We start from the raw sequence: 18,208 nt of genomic DNA, 5'->3' as shown, positions 1-18,208 counted from the left end.
TAACGGGTAGAATCCCCGCTCCCTGAATATGATGAGAACTGGTATGCGTGTTGTTTTGGGCCCGATGGAGGGTGTGTTAGATCATTTAATGCGAGAAATTCTTACCGAGATCAACGACTACGATCTTTGTGTGACTGAATTTGTTCGCGTTGTTGACCAAGCTTTGCCTGATCACGTGTTCTATCGCCTGTGTCCTGAACTGGCTCAAGGTTCCATGACCAAATCCGGTACACCTGTTCATATTCAGCTTCTCGGCCAAGATCCCCGTTGGATGGCGGAAAACGCCGTTAAAGCAGCGTCACTTGGCGCGAAAGGGATTGATCTCAACTTTGGCTGCCCTGCAAAACTGGTCAACAAGAGCAAAGGCGGCGCGGCGTTACTGCAGCACCCAGAGCTTATCCATAGCGTAGTTAAAGCATGCCGAGATGCGGTAGACCCCTCTATTCCCGTTACTGCTAAGATTCGCTTAGGCTGGGAAAATCCAGATGACTGCTTTGAGATTGTTGATGCGATTGAACAAGCAGGCGCCAATGAACTTACCGTACATGCACGCACCAAAACTGGCGGATATAAAGCTAGCGAGATCAAATGGGAATACATCAACGCGATTCGCAGCAAAACCAACTTGCCTCTTATCGCGAATGGTGAGATTTGGAACTACGCCGATGGACAGCGATGCATTGAAACTACAGGCGTGGATTCTTTGATGGTCTGCCGCGGCGCGTTCAATGTGCCGAACCTCGGTAACGTGGTCAAACACAACCATACAGTGATGCCTTGGCATGAAGTGGTTGAGCTGCTTTTGGTCTATTCAACCTATGAAATCAAAGGCGATAAAGGGCTTTACTATCCAAACCGCGTTAAGCAGTGGTTCTCGTATCTTCGTCAGCAATACCCAGAAGCCGCTGAGCTATTTCGTGAGATCCGCACCTTTAACAAAGCGGCACCGATTGTCGAGCACATCCAGCAATACCGCGACAAGATGCTTGCGGCCTTATCGCAGTAATCACCTTGCCGCAGTCAATCTAGTTAGTGTGTCAGCAGCAGAGAGCCCTCTGCTGCGATAGTGACGTCTAACACACCATCAATTGATTCAGATTTGCTGCCCGTCGATGCACATTCAAAACGGGCACTCTCAAGCCCTAGCTTCCAAACCGGCAGCGAAAACTGCACAGCGTCTGTCCCTAGATTAAAGCCACTAATCACCACTTCATCGTCCAGTTGACGGGCGAACACCAAGCTAAACTCATCAACATAAAGCGGGACAAAACTACCTCGCTGCAGTGCTTTTGATGCTTTACGAAGCGAAATCAATTGCTTGCAATACGGTAGCCACGAACTTGTCTCCACTCGCTCCCATGGGAAGCAGCGACGATTATCGGGATCATGCGTCCCCTCAAGCCCGACTTCCACACCGTAGTATAAGCACGGAGTGCCTACGTAGGTCATCAGAAGCTGTAAGGCGATGGCAAGACGATTGTCATTGCCAGCCAAGGTAGTAATAAAACGTTCCGTATCATGACTATCGAGTTGGTTTAACTGAGATAGCTGGTTGCTCCATGGCACTTTAGCACTTGCCTCTTGAAGCCAGCTTAAAAACTCGTGGCAGTCGATGTTGATAGGATCAAACGCAATATCTTTGCCAGCGAGAAGCGCGCGCAGTGGATGGGCAAAACCATAGTAGTTCATGGCGCCATCTTCTTGATCGCCCTGTAGCCACTGAGTTGCTTCAAAGAAATGCTCACCCAGCATGTAGGAGTCAGGATTCACCGACTTCATCGATTCACGAAACGCCCTCACATAATGGGCGTTGTTTGCTGCGCCCTCGCCCTCACCCAGCATATGAATCACATCAAAACGCCAGCCGTCTATATTGTACGGTGGTTTCAACCAATGTTTGATCACAGAGTCTTTACTACGATAGATATGATCGCGTACTTCTTCATTGTGGAAGTTTAGAACCGGTAGCGTATCGATTCCTTTCCAACCCACATACTGTTTAGAGTCACCATTAAAGAAGTAGTAGTCTCGGTAGGGACTGTCTGCAGAGGTGTAAGCACCGTTACTCGCCTCTAACACGTCAAACCATGGGTGAGCGACCGAGGTGTGATTGAGAACTGCATCGAGCACCACTTTCATGCCTCTTTGATGCAAATTGTCTGCAAGTTCGGCAAATTGTTGATTAGTACCAAACTTAGGATCGATCGAATAGTAGTCCACCGTGTCGTACTTATGGTTACTGTATGAGGTGAAAATCGGATTGAGGTACAAGGTGGTTATCCCGAGATCTTGCAGATAGTCCAACTTAGATTCGATACCAGCTAGGTCGCCACCATAAAACTCAACCGCGCCCGAACTGCCATGATTGCCTACTGGCTCTCCCCACTGTTTCTTCACTGACTCACGATTGCGATTTGGGTATTGGTACTCGCCAGTCTCAACGCCAATACTCGGGTCGCCATTACAGAAGCGATCTGGGAAGATCTGGTAGAACACCTGCTCTGCAACCCAACTTGGTGGCTGATCTGCGCGGTTATATTTGAAATGATACTCTCGCCCCGGCATACGGCTGTGAGTGCCGCGCGCATCGAGCCAATATTGGCCCGTCGCAGTCAGTGCCTTAAACACATAGTAAGTCACATCTTTATCGGCACTCAGAGGCAATGCTGCTTGCCAGATGTCTAGCTGACCTTTGGTACCAACTTTACTAAGCTCGACTAGATATTCTTCATTGTCCGGCTCATGACGAAGCTTTATTGACTCAAATTTATCTTGCTCAGCAAATAGACGAATAGTGAGTTTATCACCTTCTCGCACTAACCCATCTTGGGTTTGCGGATGATATAAAAATGGCTGATTCATTATGATTCTTCTGTTATAGGGAACGAGGTAGGATAATTGTAGAAGAATCGGCTGAAGAAAAATTCCCCCTTCAAATTGAAGAGGGATCACAGATTGTAGGCTTAGCTCGGGAGGCTGAGACCTTTAAACAATGATGATTAGCTGAGCAACAAACTGTCGTCAGCGAGCTCTTCACCACGTACTTTGGAGAACATTTCCAATAAGTCTGGCACTTGCATATTGGCACGCTGATCGCCTTCTACATCGAGGACAATTTCGCCTTGGTGCAGCATCACGGTTCGATCGCCACAAGCGAGTGCATCTTTCATTGAGTGCGTCACCATCATTACCGTGAGGTTAAACTCTTGAATAACCTTTTTGGTGAGATCAATAACGAACGCCGCCATGCGTGGATCGAGTGCCGCAGTGTGTTCATCCAATAGCAGCAACTTACTGTCTGACAATGTTGCCATAACTAGGCTTACCGCCTGACGCTGACCACCAGATAGCAATCCAATGTTGTCCCCGAGCCTGTCTTCAAGTCCAAGTCCTAGAATGCTGATGCGCTCTTGGAACAGCTTGCGACGTTTACTCGACAGCGACAAGCTCCAGCCACGCTTTTTGCCACGCATGTAGGCCAGTGCCATGTTCTCTTCGATAGAGAGATCACCACAAGTACCGGCTAAAGGATCTTGAAACACTCGTGCACATTGATTAGCACGTTGATCGACGGTTTGGCGAGTCACATCCATATCATCAATGAGAACACGCCCACCGACCATCGGCGTTTCACCCGTAACCGCACCTAGCAAGGTTGATTTACCAGCACCGTTAGAGCCAATGACCGTCAAAAACTGGTGCTCTGGCACCTCTAGGTTCACCCCTTTCAGTGCACGATTTTCCAAAACCGTCCCTGGATTAAAGGTAACTTGAATATCTTCTAGTCGAATCATGCTGCATTCCCCGTGTTGCCTGGTTGAGAGACCGCTTTACTCTTAGCAGGCTTTACGACCTTTTTTGCTTTTAGGTTTCCTTTTATCTTTGGCGCAATCAGCGCAGCTGCCACCAGCACGGCGGTGACCAAGTTTAGGTCGGATGCTTGCAGGCCAAACATGCCCGAACTCAAGGCAAAGGCGACGGCCAAACGATACAGAACAGAGCCAACAATGACTGCAGTTACAGCAACCCAAATCTTACGACCAGGAATAAGCGTTTGACCTAAAATGACCGCAGCCAGACCCACAACAATAGTACCCACGCCGGATGTGACATCAGCGAAACTGTTGGTTTGTGCGAAAAGTGCACCAGCAAAGCCGACAAAGCCGTTTGATAGTGCTAAGCAGAAATAGGTGTAAAATGAGGTACTTGCCCCTTGAGCCTTAACCATGCGTGCATTTACGCCTGTGGCACGAAGACCCAAACCAAAGTCGCTGTTCAGCAGTCGTACCACAAACCAAGCTGAAATCAGCACTAACACGCCAACCACCAGCGGGCGAACATATATGGCATCACCCATCATTTCGAACGGAGTCAAAATGGTGTCTTCGCCAAGCAAGGCCATGTTTGGTCGACCCATGATACGAATATTGATCGAGAATGCCGCAATCATCGTGAGGATAGACGCAAGCAAGTGAAGGATACCGCAGCGCACTGCAAGAAAGGCGGTCACCCAGCCCGTTGCAGCTCCGGCAATAATCGCCATCCCTGTTGCTACCCAAGGGTTAATACCGGCAACAATCGCGGTAGCTGCCACAGCGGCTCCCATAGGAAAGCTGCCATCAACACTCAGATCAGGAAAGTCGAGAACGCGAAAAGTAAGATAGACACCCAGTGCAACCAGTCCGTAAATAAGACCAATTTCAAGAGCTCCAAAAAATGCAAAAGCAGACATAACTACTCCACTGCTGTTTAACAACTGCTGTTTAAAAAAGAAGACTTAACAAAAAAGCTGGATCCGAAGATCCAGCTTCATCTCAATGCAAGACTTACTTAACGCTTGTTGCTCGATCCATCACCGTTTGAGGGATAGAAAGACCCAATTTTTTCGCAGCCGTTGCGTTGATCACCAAATCCGAACCTTTTGCCACTTTGACATCGATTTTACCTGGCTCAGTACCTTCAAGAATTTGCGCTACGTAGTCTGCTGTCTGCACGCCGATTTGGTAGTAATCAAAACCAAGACTCGCCACAGCGCCACGCTCAACATACGACGTTGCCGCACCAAAAACCGGCGTCTTCGCTTGGTTAGCCGATACAATCATGCCTTCGATAGCACTCGCTACCGTGTTATCGATAAGCGCGTAGATGATGTCTGATTTCGCTGAAATAGCTTGAGTCGCGGTTTGGACATCGGCACTTTTAAGCGCTGTAGCTTCCACTAGCTCAATACCACGTTTGTCTGTGCTCTCTTTCAATAGCTTCATTAAGCTCACTGCGTTCGCTTCGCCTGGGTTGTAAACCACACCAATGCTCTTCACATTTGGCATGATCTCTTGGATAAGCTCAACGTGCTGATCGACGGGTGATAGATCCGATAGACCTGTCACGTTCTTACCTGGCTGTTCAAGCTTTTTCACCAGTTTCGCACCCACAGGATCAGTAACGGCGGTAAACACTACTGGAATATCACGTGTCGCAGAAACCAATGCTTGAGCTGTTGGTGTCGCGATACCCACTAACACGTCTGGGCGCTCACCCACGTATTGGCGAGCAATTTGCACTGCAATCGCTGGGTTACCTTGCGCAGTTTTATAATCAAACTCGAGGTTTTTACCTTGCTCGTAGCCTTTTTCTTTAAGACCGTCGACCAAACCTTGGCGTGTCGCATCGAGCGCAGGGTGTTCAACAATTTGCGATACCGCGACTTTTGCTGTTTTTGCCATGATGCTGGCTGAAGACAGCAACGCCACACCTGTTAATGCTGCAGTGACAATGATCTTGCTTGCTTTCATCTTAACTCCTTGATTAAGCAACCCAGAATGAGCAGAGGCACTCTACTCACTAATGGGGAATGAGTGTGTATTATTTAATTTACACTTCGTGAATTATTTTTTGACTCCCTGCTACTTCTACCAGCAAGACAACCAAATTGAAAGGTATTATTAACATTCACATTAGATAAACGTGCTATCCATGTGCTTTCGCAACCAACATTTAAACAAATGCGTACATACAGCGATACATGCGACTAATATTTACTCAAAAATCAGCGTAATCCATTTTTGACAAAAGTGAAGCTTTGTGAATGCAATTCTGTGAAAGATGTCTATATTCATACAGATAGCGTAATCGTCAACGAGTTGTTCACACCCAGTCGCGAGGGAACTTTTAGCATGCGTCCATTACTTCTTTTACCTCTGATTTTTCTATTGGCAATGCCCTCGATAGCCCGAGAGTTTGAAGGCAGTCAGTTAGAAAAAGTGACCACAGTGAATGGGGTTCCTTGGTCAATTCTGACTGTAGGTGACTCGGAACTATTGGTGACGTTAAGGGAAGGTCAAATGCTGCTTGTCGATACAAAAAGTAGCAAGCAAACATCGATAAGTGGGCTACCTGCGATTTATGCCTCTGGCCAAGGTGGCCTGATGGACATTCACCCAAGCCCATCCGAAGCCAACGTTTATTATTTCACCTACGCGAAACCTGTCGATAAAGGGGGAGCCCCCACTCTTGCGAAAGCGACTCTCAATGGCAACAAACTCACAAACTGGCAAGATCTATTCACCAGTAATGTGCCGGTCACCTCTGGTCGCCACTTTGGCAGCCGAATCGCTTTTGATGAGGAAGGTTTGGTCTATATGACCATAGGTGATGCAGGTGACAGGGATAATGCTCAGCAGACCGATAACCACGCCGGTAGCATCGTTCGCCTCAATCAAGATGGATCAATTCCAAAAGACAATCCGTTTGTCGACAACCAAGATTTTGCTCCAGAGATATACTCTTACGGCCACCGCAATCCACAAGGGTTGGTGTTTGATAGCAAACGAGCTCAATTGTGGACGATAGAGCACGGCCCAAGAGGCGGTGATGAGCTCAACTTAGTTAAAGCGGGTCTTAACTATGGCTGGCCAATTACTTCACACGGTAAAGAGTATTGGGAGCCCATCAATGCTGGAGAGGCGCAAGAAAAAGAAGGCATTGAACCACCAAGCAAAGTTTACATTCCTTCCATTGCACCAGGGTCGCTGCATTTGTATGAGGGCGAGGAGTTTCCAAGGCTCAATGGCATCTTGCTAATAGGAGCGCTGAAACTCACGCACATCAACATCCTAGATATCAACGAAGCAGGCCAAGTATTAGAAGAAAGACGCTACTACGAAGAGCTTGGAGAGAGAGTACGAGATATCACCACCGATTCGGCCGGTCACGTATGGTTTAGCACTGATAGTGGCGCGATTTATAGGATTAGTCGCCAGTTCCAATAACGACAGTCCAATAACGGCTAAATGACCGCGATAGTAGTGACAACATTAAGCCAACACTCTATACAAAGGTGTTACAACTGCACGACCATCGTTGCTAAAACGAACAAGCCCCACTCGTTTGCGAGCGGGGCTTGTGTTTACATATTAATCAATTGTTACTAAAACCAGCGATCGAAGTCGCTTCTGTCAAGCTGCCTAAAAGCACGGTTCAACGTAATGGCAAGCTCTTTGTATTTAGGTTTCGCTTTTACTGGTTCCATCGCACCGCCCGATTCAATAATCTTTTGGTGCAGCTCACGGTACCAAGACGCCAAAGCTGGAGGCAACTGTGTGTTGTAGCGATTTCCCAACCACCACATCCCCTGTAGAGGCATACTAATCGCAAACAACGCAATCACAATCGACTGTGGCAACGCATGAGCGTTGTTAAAGGCCATTTGCGTTAACACACTAATGGCTGCAACCGCAGGCATCACTTTAATGCCAAATCGCGTCGCTTTAATGATGCGCTGCTCTGGAAACAGGGGCGTTAGCTCCTTACGCATCGGCCAAAGTTCCATGTACTTTTGACCATTTTTTAAACTCTGAGTCAGACTTGCTCTCTCGCTCATAGCTAACCTCACTAAAAAAAAGTTGAACTATTCAACTAAATCAGCAAAATATTGACGGAAGTTAAGATTCTTTCAAATTTATTTTGTTATCTTCTGCCATTATCGTTATTCTTTGCGAATCCTCAATCTCATTGTTGTCTTTATTTACAAAATAGGCAACCGTCGAGATGACCGTCGCAAGGACGCTAATGTGGTTTTCTTGGAAAAATCGCATATTATTATACGGCAATTGATGATTTTATGACCAAGAGTGATAGGCATTTTTTGCTGCCTCTCAGTCTTGAGATACGTTTACATCCTTGATCCCCGATCAGATAAAATACAGGTAACCTCTAATGTCTAAGCTGGTTTTAGTTTTAAACTGCGGCAGTTCTTCTCTTAAGTTCGCCATCGTTGATGCAGAAAACGGTGATGAGCACCTAACAGGTCTTGCAGAATGTCTTCACCTTCCAGAAGCTCGTATCAAGTGGAAACTTGATGGTAAACACGAAGCTCAACTAGGTAACGGCGCTGCTCACGAAGAAGCATTAGCGTTCATGGTAGAGACTATCCTTGCTTCTAAGCCTGAGCTAAAAGCAAACCTAGGCGCTATCGGTCACCGTATCGTTCACGGTGGCGAGCAATTCACATCTTCTGCGCTAATCACAGACGATGTACTTAAAGGTATCGAAGACTCTGCAACATTTGCACCTCTTCACAACCCTGCTCACATCATCGGCATCGAAGCGGCGAAGCACAACTTCCCAGAGCTTAAGAACGTAGCGGTATTTGACACTGCGTTCCACCAAACTATGCCTCAAGAGTCTTACCTATACGCTCTACCGTACAACCTGTACAAAGAGCACGGCATCCGTCGCTACGGCATGCACGGTACTTCTCACCTATTCATCGCACGTGAAGCAGCTGAGCTACTTGGTAAGCCAGCTAACGAACTGAACATCATCAACTGCCACCTAGGCAACGGTGCTTCTGTTTGTGCTATCAAAAACGGTGAATCTGTAGATACTTCAATGGGTCTAACTCCTCTTGAAGGTCTTGTAATGGGTACTCGTTGTGGTGACATCGATCCTGCGATCATCTTCCACCTGCACGACGCACTAGGTTACTCTGTTGAGCAAATCAACAACATGCTAACTAAAGAGTCTGGCCTTCTGGGTCTAACTGAAGTGACTTCTGACTGCCGTTTCGTTGAAGACAACTACGGTGAGAAAGAAGAAGCAACACGTGCAATGGACGTGTTCTGCCACCGCCTAGCGAAATACGTAGCTGGCTACACTGCGTCTCTTGACGGTCGTCTAGATGCTATCGTGTTCACTGGTGGTATCGGTGAAAACTCTGCACCAATCCGTGAAATGGTTCTAAACCGTCTAGGCGTATTCGGCATCGAAGTTGACGGTGAAGCTAACCTTAAAGCTCGTTTCGGCGGCGAAGGTACTATCACTGCAGCAAGCAGCCGTATCCCGGCAATGGTTATCTCTACTAACGAAGAGCTAGTCATCGCTGAAGACACTGCACGCCTAGCAGGTCTTTAATGTTCAAACTGGCTAACCTAGGTTAGCCAGTTTTCTTATAGGGCTCAGTGAAACACTTGCTTGCGCTTGTTTGCAACTCATCGAATCACAGAGTTTCTTCCCCCATATATATAGTTTGAGGTACTCAAAGAATGTCCCGTACTATTATGCTTGTACCTACTAGCGCTGGTGTCGGTCTTACCAGTGTTAGCATGGGTGTCCTGCGTGCAATGGAGCGTAAGGGTGTAAACGTATCGTTCTACAAACCTGTTGCTCAACCTCGCCACGGTGGCGATCAGCCAGATCTAACTTCTTCTATCGTAGGTAACAGCAGCGACATGAAAGTGGGTCAACCACTTCCTATGTCAGAAGCAGAAGCCCTGATTGGTAACGAGAAGCTAGACGTGCTTCTAGAAACAATCGTTGAGCGCTACAACCAAATCAACAAAGATGCGGACGTAACACTTATCGAAGGTCTTGTACCAACTCGTAAGCACCCGTTTGCAAACGCAATCAACGAAGAAATCGCGAAGACACTTGGCGCTGAAATCGTATTCGTTGCGACTCCAGGTACAGACAACCCGAGCCAGCTTAAAGAGCGTATCGAAGTTGCATGTTCTAACTATGGTGGCACCAAGAACAAGAAGATCTCTGGTGTTATCATCAACAAGCTAAATGCACCGGTTGATGAAGCAGGTCGTACACGTCCAGATCTTTCTGAAATCTTCGACGATGCAGACACAGCGCAGCAAGCTAACCTTGAAGTGATGCAAATCTTCAACACTAGCCCAATTCGTGTTCTAGGTTGTGTGCCTTGGAAGATCGACTTGATCGCAACACGTGCAGTCGACATGGCTGAGCACCTAAACGCTGAAATCATCAACGAAGGTGACATCGCAAAACGTCGTGTCAAGAGCATTACGTTCTGTGCACGTTCACTGCCAAACATGATTGAGCACTTCAAACCAGGCTCTCTACTTGTGACTTCTGCTGACCGACCAGACGTAATCGTTGCAGCGGCGCTAGCAGCAATGAACGGTGTGGAAATCGGCGCTATCCTACTAACAGGCGGCTACGACGTTCCTGCTGAGATTGCTGACCTTATCAAGCCTGCGCTTGAGACTGGTCTTCCAATCTTTAAAGCACAAGGTAACACTTGGCAGACTTCTCTGAACCTACAGAGCTTCAGCTTAGAAGTTCCTGCAGATGATAAAGAGCGTATCGAGTTCGTAAACGAGCACGTTGCTGGTCATATTGACGGCCCTTGGATCGACTCTCTACTAGAGGGTACTGTTGGTACTCGTAAGCTAAGTCCACCAGCATTCCGTTACCAGCTAACTGAACTTGCTCGCCGTGCTGGCAAGCGTATTGTTCTTCCTGAAGGTGACGAGCCACGTACAGTTAAAGCTGCGGCTATCTGTGCTGAGCGCGGTATCGCGGAATGTGTACTTCTTGGTAACCCAGAAGAGATCAAACGTGTTGCAGCACAGCAAGGCGTTGAGCTAGGTGCTGGCGTAACTATCATCGATTCTGATGCTGTACGTGAAGACTACGTTGCTCGCTTGGTTGAACTGCGTGGCGCGAAAGGTATGACTGAAGTTGTGGCTCGTGAGAAGCTACAAGATTCTGTATACCTAGGCACTATGATGCTTGAAGCGAACGAAGTTGACGGCCTAGTATCTGGCGCTGTTCACACAACAGCGAACACTATCGTTCCTCCGTTCCAAATCATCAAGACTGCTCCTGGTACGTCTATCGTATCGTCAATCTTCTTCATGCTTCTGCCTGATCAAGTATTGGTATACGGTGACTGTGCGATCAACCCAGATCCAACAGCTGAGCAACTTGCTGAAATCGCTATCCAATCTGCAGATTCTGCTGCAGCATTCGGTATCGAACCTCGCGTTGCAATGATCTCTTACTCGACTGGTGAGTCTGGTAAAGGTGCTGACGTAGATAAAGTACGTGAAGCAACGAAACTGGCTCAAGAGAAGCGTCCTGATCTCATCATCGACGGTCCTCTACAGTACGATGCGGCAATCATGGAGAACGTAGCAGCTTCTAAAGCACCTAACTCTCCAGTCGCTGGTAAAGCGACAGTATTTGTATTCCCAGATCTAAACACGGGTAACACAACATACAAAGCGGTACAGCGCTCGGCAGATCTAGTGTCTATCGGTCCAATGCTGCAAGGTATGCGCAAGCCAGTTAACGACCTATCTCGTGGCGCGCTAGTAGACGACATCGTTTACACAGTTGCACTTACTGCGATTCAATCGGGTCAAGAGCAAGAGTAATTTTGTTCTAGCTGAATGAAAAAAGCCTCCGAATGGAGGCTTTTTAGTATTTGAGGTTTGATGAGAGCAAACTAGAACACTTCATTGACGTGGAAGTAGAAGGTGCCACCATGCTCACCGTAACCGATATCCGCGCGCACATTGACCTTGTCTTTGATTTTGAATCGAAAGCCAGTACCAGCACTCGCTAACGTTTTATCCCACAGCCCGGATACATTTTCTGATACCGTACCCGCCGCGCCCCAGAAAACGACACCGACTCGCCAGTACACTGGTAAACGGTATTCTACCTGTCCCATCATCATTTGGTTATCACGATAGCGACCAAGGATATAGCCTCGCATCGCATCTGCACCGCCAAGATCTGGCAGTTGATTCCAAGGGACGTTGCCTGAGGTTAAGTTAGCTTGCACTTGCCATGCAAATAATCCCGGCACCGGCGCCAACGAGTGATATTGAGAAGCCTTAAGCGAATACTTACCAAAGTTCTCTGAGTTAGTGGCATCGTGATACAAACCCAAATCGGCTTGCAATAAGGTACCTTTAGTCGCGTTGGTTACGTTATCTCGGGTATCAAACACGTTAGAGACAAACACACCATAGCTGGTGTTATCGGTGAGCTCATTAGCAATGGTATCAAGGTTTTGATTTTCAAACGTCTTATCGTGAGGGCGCACCGATTTCACATTGGCACCCAAGCCCAAGAAGTAGTCACCAGAAACTCGAGTCAGCCACGTTGGTTTTACATCGATCACTTGCTCTTTGAAATCAACCTTATTGCCGTCTTGCTGCCCGTTTTCGTAGCCCTGACCATAATAAACCGCTGCGTCATCAAACACTTTAATATCGGTGTAAACGCGGTTATCACCGCCATTGTAAAAGTGCTTATTACTGAACGTAATACCCATAGAGCCATTCGATGACGCATACGGGTTGATCACCATAGAAGAAGGCTGACCAGCACCATCACTCGGGTCACCATATAACCCCACATACAAGAGTCCAAGCCCCAAGCCTTGCTCTGGCTTGTAAAACACCGCAGGAATATAACTTGAGTTGAGACCTTTATCTGCATCGTATTCCGACTCCGCACCAAACACACCTAAAAAGCGATCAAGCTTCTCTGTGGTTGGGTTTGGAGTGTGCTCAACAAGGGGCACAATATGATCGTCAGCCAACGAAAGAGAGGTAGCTGCACTGCATGTCAGCAACAATGTAGTTTGAGCAAATAAGGTTCGCATGATTGGGAATAATGGGGTTGATAGCAAAGGCAGGATTATAGAGGAAAAACGCCAGATTGCGGCGATTCAAATGTAAAAAAACTGCAGATTTTACTCTGCAGTTTTTTAATCGTAACTCGCCTTTTGTATCATTCGTCATTCCACTGGCCGTGCGCCTACGCAGGCAGGAATCTAGGTTAAGGCTTGGTGTGCGCTATGAGTAGATCCCTGCCTTCGCAGGGATGACGAAACTTTTCTGTTGGCACATACCAAATATGCGGCCCATTATAACCTGCCGCCATAACAGCAAAGCCTTAACCTTGAATACCAACGATTAGCCATGGCGCATTTGGCTGGGTCAAATCACGCTCAAGGTGCCAGATATCTTCGATGTCTTCTTCGATGTTTTCAACTGTATCGCGGTAACGACCAGAGAATTGAAGACTCAACTGTGCTTTGTTGGCGTCGTAATCGGCACGAACAACCTCAGCGTCAACATACATCACGTCAGTGTGCTGCTCGCCTTCAAGCTTAGCTCGTTCGCTGATAAGATCTTGCAGCAAGCTTGCTGATACATACTCTTCGATCGTGTGTAGTTCGTTATGATTCCACGCACCTTGAAGAATACGGTAGTGCTCGCGAGCACCATTTAGGAATGCAGCTTGATCAAAGCCCGGTGGGTAGTTATGAGGCACTTCGCTGTGTCCAGCTGCACCAAAGCCACCTGTTGAAGCCGTTGATGCTGGCTGTTCAAAGTTCTGGAAGTTTGAAGGCTGCTCGAACTGTTGACGAGAGTGACCGCCAAACGCCGGCTGCTGCCCCTGCTGATTCATACTACCCTGCTTTGCCCCCAGCATACCGCGCATCAGTTTGAAGATCACAAAAGCAATCAAACCAAAAATCAAGATATCCATGAAGTTGATGCCTTCGAAAGCACCACCAAAGAAGGCAGCTAAAAGGCCACCAGCAAGCAAACCACCTAAAATACCGCCCATCAGACCTTTCTTGCTGCTTCCAGCTTTATTCTGATCTTGGCGACTGATGTTATTGGTATTTTGTTGTTGCTGCTTTGGAGCCGGAGCCGTTTTAAAGCTCTTACCAAATGATTTACCGCCACCGAATTTCTTTGCTTCGGCTACCGGATTCACCGCCACTGCCAGTACTAGCAGTGCGACGAAAGAAAATAAACGTTTCATTCTCAACCTTTCGTTATTGTCACATTACATCGTAAGTCCTATTACGACTTACTACGCATCATATACTGAGCTTAGCATTAAAGAAACGCTTTAGATGCTCGGACTTGTTTCAGAATATTGCACGTTTGTTACGGTATACACACCAACAATGACATTGTTTCAAGAACACACTGTGATACCGACAACTATCTCAAAAGTGCGTTGCAACCTTGCAATCACTGGCTTCATTTGTTGACGCTAACCTGTCTCAACACTAAAATAACGAACCGTGTTCAATTAAGAATCCATCACAATGGCTCGCAGAAACGATCATACCCGGGAAGAACTTATCGACCTGACGCTGACTACTGTCAGGGATTACCTCAACGAGAACTCCTATCACTCGCTGAGTCTTCGCAAGATAGCCACGCTTATAGGGTATGTTCCTAGCACCTTGGTGAATATTTTCGGCAGTTACAATTTACTGTTACTTCATGCCGTTGCTCGCACCGTAGACGAGTTGTCCCAAGAATCGAAACTAGTCATCGAAAAAACGGACAACGCTGAGCAAGCCTTGTATGCGCTGGCTATTTGCTATCATGATTTTGCAAAGAAGTACCCGTATCGTTGGCAATTAATATTTGAGCACAACATGAATGGTGACCAACTTCCAGAGTGGCAGTCGCAGCGCATCGACGGTATGACTGGTATGTTGGAGCATTTATTGTCTGAGCTTCGCCCAGAACGTTTACCGACTGACGTCATGAAGGCTAGTCGTGTACTTTGGGCTGGCGTGCACGGTATCACGCTACTCAGTGTCGATGACAAGTTTTTCACCTCAGAACCTATTGATGGCAGTGTGCTCATCAAAGATCTCATCTCAAATTACCTCAAAAGCTGGTAATTAAAAGGAAAGGTAATGCCTAACACCAAAACTGCGTCTTTACTTACCGAAAGACGCTTTATGCCCTACTTTGTTACTCAGTTTTTCGGCGCATTCAACGACAACATTTTTAAAAACGTTCTACTCCTTTTTGTTGCGTTCGCTGGCCCACAAGTACTACCTATTTCGAGCAACTTGTTCATCAACCTTGCTGCAGGGTTGTTTATTCTGCCTTTCTTCTTGTTCTCTGCTTCCGCAGGTGTCCTGGCTGACAAATACGAGAAGTCGTGGTTCATCCGCAAAGTTAAGCTAGCGGAGATTGGTATCATGTGCCTTGGCGCCATTGGTTTTGTCACCGAAAGCTATGGTATTCTGCTACTGTTGCTATTTTTGATGGGTACCCAGTCTGCTTTTTTTGGCCCGGTAAAATACGCGCTACTGCCACAGCAACTCAAACCAAACGAACTCCTATCGGGCAACGCGTTGGTAGAAACAGGGACTTTTCTCGCGATTCTATTGGGTACTTTGGGTGCGGGCATTATTGCCTCCTCTGAGAGCGCTAAATATGTGGCGGCAGCCAGTGTGATTGTGTTCGCATTGGCTGGCTATATATCGAGTCGTTCAATCCCCAATGCACCCGCGGCGGATCCAGATCTTAAATTCCGCTGGCAACCAGTTAAGCAAACCAAAGAAACGCTCAAGATCGCTCACCAAGATCGAGTGGTGTTCCAATGCATCATGGCGATTAGCTGGTTTTGGTTTTTGGGCGCGGCTTACTTAACGCAATTCCCGAACTTCACTAAGATCCATTTGATGGGCAATGAGGCCGCAGTCTCTTTCCTATTGGCGTTATTCTCTGTCGGTATTGCCCTTGGCTCTATGCTCTGTGACAAAATGTCGAAAAACCGTATTGATGTCGGCATTGTGCCAATTGGTAGCATTGGTATCACTATCTTTGGTGCATTGATGGCGTTTGCCGTACCCGAAGAGCTTCCGCAGTTTGCATCGTTTAGCGAGTTTGTTTCGCACACAGCACTGTGGCCCGTGTTCGGCTATCTGCTTGCTCTTGGTGCCTCCGGTGGTCTGTTTATCGTTCCTTTGTATGCGTTAATGCAGCAGCAGGCGAAACCGACAGAGCGCGCCCGTGTCATTGCCGCTCTCAATATCTACAACTCTTTATTTATGGTTGGTAGTGCAGTACTGGGTATTGTTGGCCTTTCAGTGCTGGGACTTTCTATTGTTGAGCTGTTTATCCTGCTTTCAGCACTTAACTTTTTGATGGCTACTTACCTGTTTTTGCAAGCACCAGTCTTCGTAGTGCGTTTTCTGATTTGGATTCTTACGAACATCATGTATCGCATCAGCCACAAAAACCTGCATCACCTTCCAGAGAAAGGCGGCGCGCTGATTGTCTGTAATCATGTGAGTTACATGGATGCGTTGGTCATGAGTGCGGCAAGTCCGCGCTTAATCCGCTTTGTTATGGAAGAGGACTACGCAAACTTCAAACCAGTGCGTCGCTTCCTAAAACGTGCAGGCGTGATCCCAATTTCAGCCAAACGCAAAGGCACGATTCGCCGCGCCTTTGTGGAGATTGAGCAAGCACTCGCGGCTGGCGAAATTGTTTGTATCTTCCCTGAAGGCCGTTTGACTGCCGATGGTGAGATGAATGAGTTTATGCGCGGTATTGATATTGTGCTAAAGCGCTCGCCAGTTCCTGTCATCCCGATGGCGCTTAAGGGTTTGTGGGGAAGCTACTTCAGTCGTCACAAAGGACGTGCATGTAAAGGACTACCAACTCGATTTAGAGCGAAACTGGAGCTAGAAGCGGGCACGCCCGTACTTCCCGAAGAAGCATCAAGCCAAACCATGTTCGAGAAAGTGTCTGAACTGCGTGGTGACTACCGCTAGCCGGAGCAATACTATTAACCTATTTAACGGGCGTTTAGTTTTACTGAACGCCCGTTAAATTTTATTTAGTTTTACTTACCTTAAACTCTCGCTACACTTCGCTAACTATTGATTGGCATTTCAACTGCTATTAGCTAGCGCTTTTGCTGTTTGTAAGGATTTTGATGATATCCCAACTACGCTCTTACCCTCTGTTCTTCCTCGGGATTATTGCTTGTTTGACCCCTTGGGTAAGCTCACCAATGGCGCTGATTTTTGGCTTTCTTCTCACCACTTTTAGCTTAGTGCCGCACGATATTCCTATCGCCAAATACACCAAAAAGTTACTTGCTTACTCGATTGTTGGTTTGGGTTTTGGTATCCACCTTGACCAAGCTCTGCAAGCAACCAGTGACGGTATCGGCCTTATTATCGCCACCATCATTGGTACGCTGGTGATTGGTTGGGCTCTAGCAAGGCAAATGGGATTGGATAAACACACTGGCTATTTGATCTCGTCAGGTACTGCGATTTGCGGTGGCAGTGCCATTGCCGCGGTTGCCCCTGCTATTGATGCCGATGACGAAAGTATTGCCATTGCGCTCGCGACCGTATTTGTATTGAACTCGCTTGCGCTGTTTGTCTTTCCGGTTATTGGCCATGCGTTATCAATCGATCAGCATACCTTTGGTACATGGGCTGCTATCGCCATCCACGATACCTCATCGGTCGTGGGCGCGGCATCTGCGTATGGTGAGCAAGCACTTACCACAGCAACGACATTGAAACTTGCCAGAGCGTTATGGATAATTCCTGTTGCGCTAGTGAGTGCGATGCTGTTTCGCAACAAAAACAGCAAGCTAACGATCCCTTACTTTATCTTCTTTTACTGCGGCGCCATTTTGGTTAGTGACTACTTACCTCAATTTGAATGGGCGTATAACGGCATTTTCGATGTATCGAAAAAGTTGTTGGTGGTGTGTCTATTCTTGATTGGAACCAGCATATCCATCCAAAGGCTCAAACAAGCGGGCAGTAAGCCTATGTTATTTGGGATCACGATGTGGCTACTAATTTCGATAACGTCTCTTAGCTGGCTTTTGTTCGCTTAAGCAGGCTGTTAATTAGGTACTGATGTTGTTTATATCAGTGGAAGGCGATAGAGCATTCTTGTTCGAAGCAGACTTTGATTTCTTGTGGTTTAAGTAAAGGATCGCTGTGAGCAAAAAAGCAGTTAACTCTGCAAGCGCTTGCGACAATCCCTCAGAGGTTAATGCAAGACCTATCTGCAATCCTATCGCAATCATTAATAGCTTGTTCATTCCCTTCCGTCTCGCTTAGCCAATTCAATAA

The 18,208-nt window shown here is 47.2% G+C and carries 15 protein-coding genes; 7 read left to right on the top strand and 8 right to left on the bottom strand.

Annotation, left to right across the window (positions count from 1 at the left end):
* The first annotated feature begins 43 nt into the window (after positions 1-43).
* Positions 44-1,006 (top strand): tRNA dihydrouridine(16) synthase DusC, encoded by a 963-nt coding sequence (dusC, locus tag PG915_RS05185; protein ID WP_353498152.1) that lies wholly within the window; start codon positions 44-46, stop codon positions 1,004-1,006.
* A gap of 23 nt (positions 1,007-1,029) precedes the next feature.
* Here the strand turns inward: dusC and malZ are convergent, their stop codons facing one another.
* The 4 genes from malZ to PG915_RS05165 all read right to left on the bottom strand — a co-directional run bounded on the left by malZ (position 1,030) and on the right by PG915_RS05165 (position 5,792).
* Complete coding sequence (malZ, locus tag PG915_RS05180) at positions 1,030-2,862, bottom strand: maltodextrin glucosidase (protein WP_353498151.1); 1,833 nt, start codon at positions 2,860-2,862, stop codon at positions 1,030-1,032.
* A 137-nt stretch (positions 2,863-2,999) separates the two neighbouring features.
* Positions 3,000-3,794, bottom strand: a complete 795-nt coding sequence (locus PG915_RS05175) for an ABC transporter ATP-binding protein (protein WP_353498150.1) — start codon at positions 3,792-3,794, stop codon at positions 3,000-3,002.
* Positions 3,791-4,732: an ABC transporter permease gene (locus PG915_RS05170; protein WP_353498149.1), complete on the bottom strand. Its 942-nt coding sequence runs from the start codon at positions 4,730-4,732 to the stop codon at positions 3,791-3,793. Before PG915_RS05170 ends, PG915_RS05175 begins: the two co-directional genes overlap by 4 nt.
* A gap of 94 nt (positions 4,733-4,826) precedes the next feature.
* On the bottom strand, positions 4,827-5,792 hold the full coding sequence (locus tag PG915_RS05165; RefSeq protein WP_353498148.1) for an ABC transporter substrate-binding protein: 966 nt from the start codon (positions 5,790-5,792) through the stop codon (positions 4,827-4,829).
* Between the two features lie 381 nt (positions 5,793-6,173).
* Between PG915_RS05165 and PG915_RS05160 the strand changes: the two genes are divergently transcribed.
* Positions 6,174-7,268 (top strand): PQQ-dependent sugar dehydrogenase, encoded by a 1,095-nt coding sequence (locus tag PG915_RS05160; protein ID WP_353498147.1) that lies wholly within the window; start codon positions 6,174-6,176, stop codon positions 7,266-7,268.
* Between the two features lie 158 nt (positions 7,269-7,426).
* On the opposite strand, the gene yfbV is transcribed toward PG915_RS05160, so the two are convergent.
* Positions 7,427-7,879: a terminus macrodomain insulation protein YfbV gene (gene yfbV, locus PG915_RS05155; RefSeq protein ID WP_353498146.1), complete on the bottom strand. Its 453-nt coding sequence runs from the start codon at positions 7,877-7,879 to the stop codon at positions 7,427-7,429.
* A gap of 335 nt (positions 7,880-8,214) precedes the next feature.
* Here yfbV and PG915_RS05150 point away from each other — a divergent pair, with 335 nt between their 5' ends.
* Both PG915_RS05150 and pta read left to right on the top strand, forming a co-directional pair.
* Positions 8,215-9,411 carry an acetate kinase gene (locus tag PG915_RS05150; protein ID WP_112462262.1) on the top strand — a complete coding sequence of 399 codons (1,197 nt, stop codon included), beginning with the start codon at positions 8,215-8,217 and terminating at the stop codon, positions 9,409-9,411.
* A gap of 131 nt (positions 9,412-9,542) precedes the next feature.
* Positions 9,543-11,687, top strand: a complete 2,145-nt coding sequence (gene pta / locus PG915_RS05145) for a phosphate acetyltransferase (RefSeq protein WP_353498145.1) — start codon at positions 9,543-9,545, stop codon at positions 11,685-11,687.
* A 71-nt stretch (positions 11,688-11,758) separates the two neighbouring features.
* On the opposite strand, the gene PG915_RS05140 is transcribed toward pta, so the two are convergent.
* Positions 11,759-12,928 (bottom strand): BamA/TamA family outer membrane protein, encoded by a 1,170-nt coding sequence (locus tag PG915_RS05140; protein ID WP_353498144.1) that lies wholly within the window; start codon positions 12,926-12,928, stop codon positions 11,759-11,761.
* A 293-nt stretch (positions 12,929-13,221) separates the two neighbouring features.
* Positions 13,222-14,103, bottom strand: a complete 882-nt coding sequence (locus PG915_RS05135; RefSeq protein ID WP_353498143.1) for a Tim44 domain-containing protein — start codon at positions 14,101-14,103, stop codon at positions 13,222-13,224.
* A 292-nt stretch (positions 14,104-14,395) separates the two neighbouring features.
* Between PG915_RS05135 and PG915_RS05130 the strand changes: the two genes are divergently transcribed.
* The 3 genes from PG915_RS05130 (at position 14,396) to PG915_RS05120 (ending at position 17,967) form a co-directional block, all read left to right on the top strand.
* Positions 14,396-14,986 (top strand): TetR/AcrR family transcriptional regulator, encoded by a 591-nt coding sequence (locus PG915_RS05130; protein ID WP_353498142.1) that lies wholly within the window; start codon positions 14,396-14,398, stop codon positions 14,984-14,986.
* Positions 14,987-15,001: 15 nt separating this feature from the next.
* Positions 15,002-16,876 carry an MFS transporter gene (locus tag PG915_RS05125; RefSeq protein WP_353498141.1) on the top strand — a complete coding sequence of 625 codons (1,875 nt, stop codon included), beginning with the start codon at positions 15,002-15,004 and terminating at the stop codon, positions 16,874-16,876.
* Between the two features lie 164 nt (positions 16,877-17,040).
* On the top strand, positions 17,041-17,967 hold the full coding sequence (locus PG915_RS05120) for a YeiH family protein (RefSeq protein WP_418641656.1): 927 nt from the start codon (positions 17,041-17,043) through the stop codon (positions 17,965-17,967).
* Positions 17,968-17,979: 12 nt separating this feature from the next.
* On the opposite strand, the gene PG915_RS05115 is transcribed toward PG915_RS05120, so the two are convergent.
* Entirely contained in the window at positions 17,980-18,177 is a 198-nt protein-coding gene (locus PG915_RS05115; RefSeq protein ID WP_353498140.1) for a hypothetical protein, read from the bottom strand.
* Positions 18,178-18,208: the final 31 nt, after the last annotated feature.

It is taken from the genome of Vibrio sp. CB1-14 (genome assembly GCF_040412085.2).
Classification (GTDB): domain Bacteria; phylum Pseudomonadota; class Gammaproteobacteria; order Enterobacterales; family Vibrionaceae; genus Vibrio; species Vibrio chaetopteri.
The sequence above is the reverse complement of the archived record's forward strand: the minus strand, read 5'-3'. Positions and strand labels throughout refer to the sequence as shown.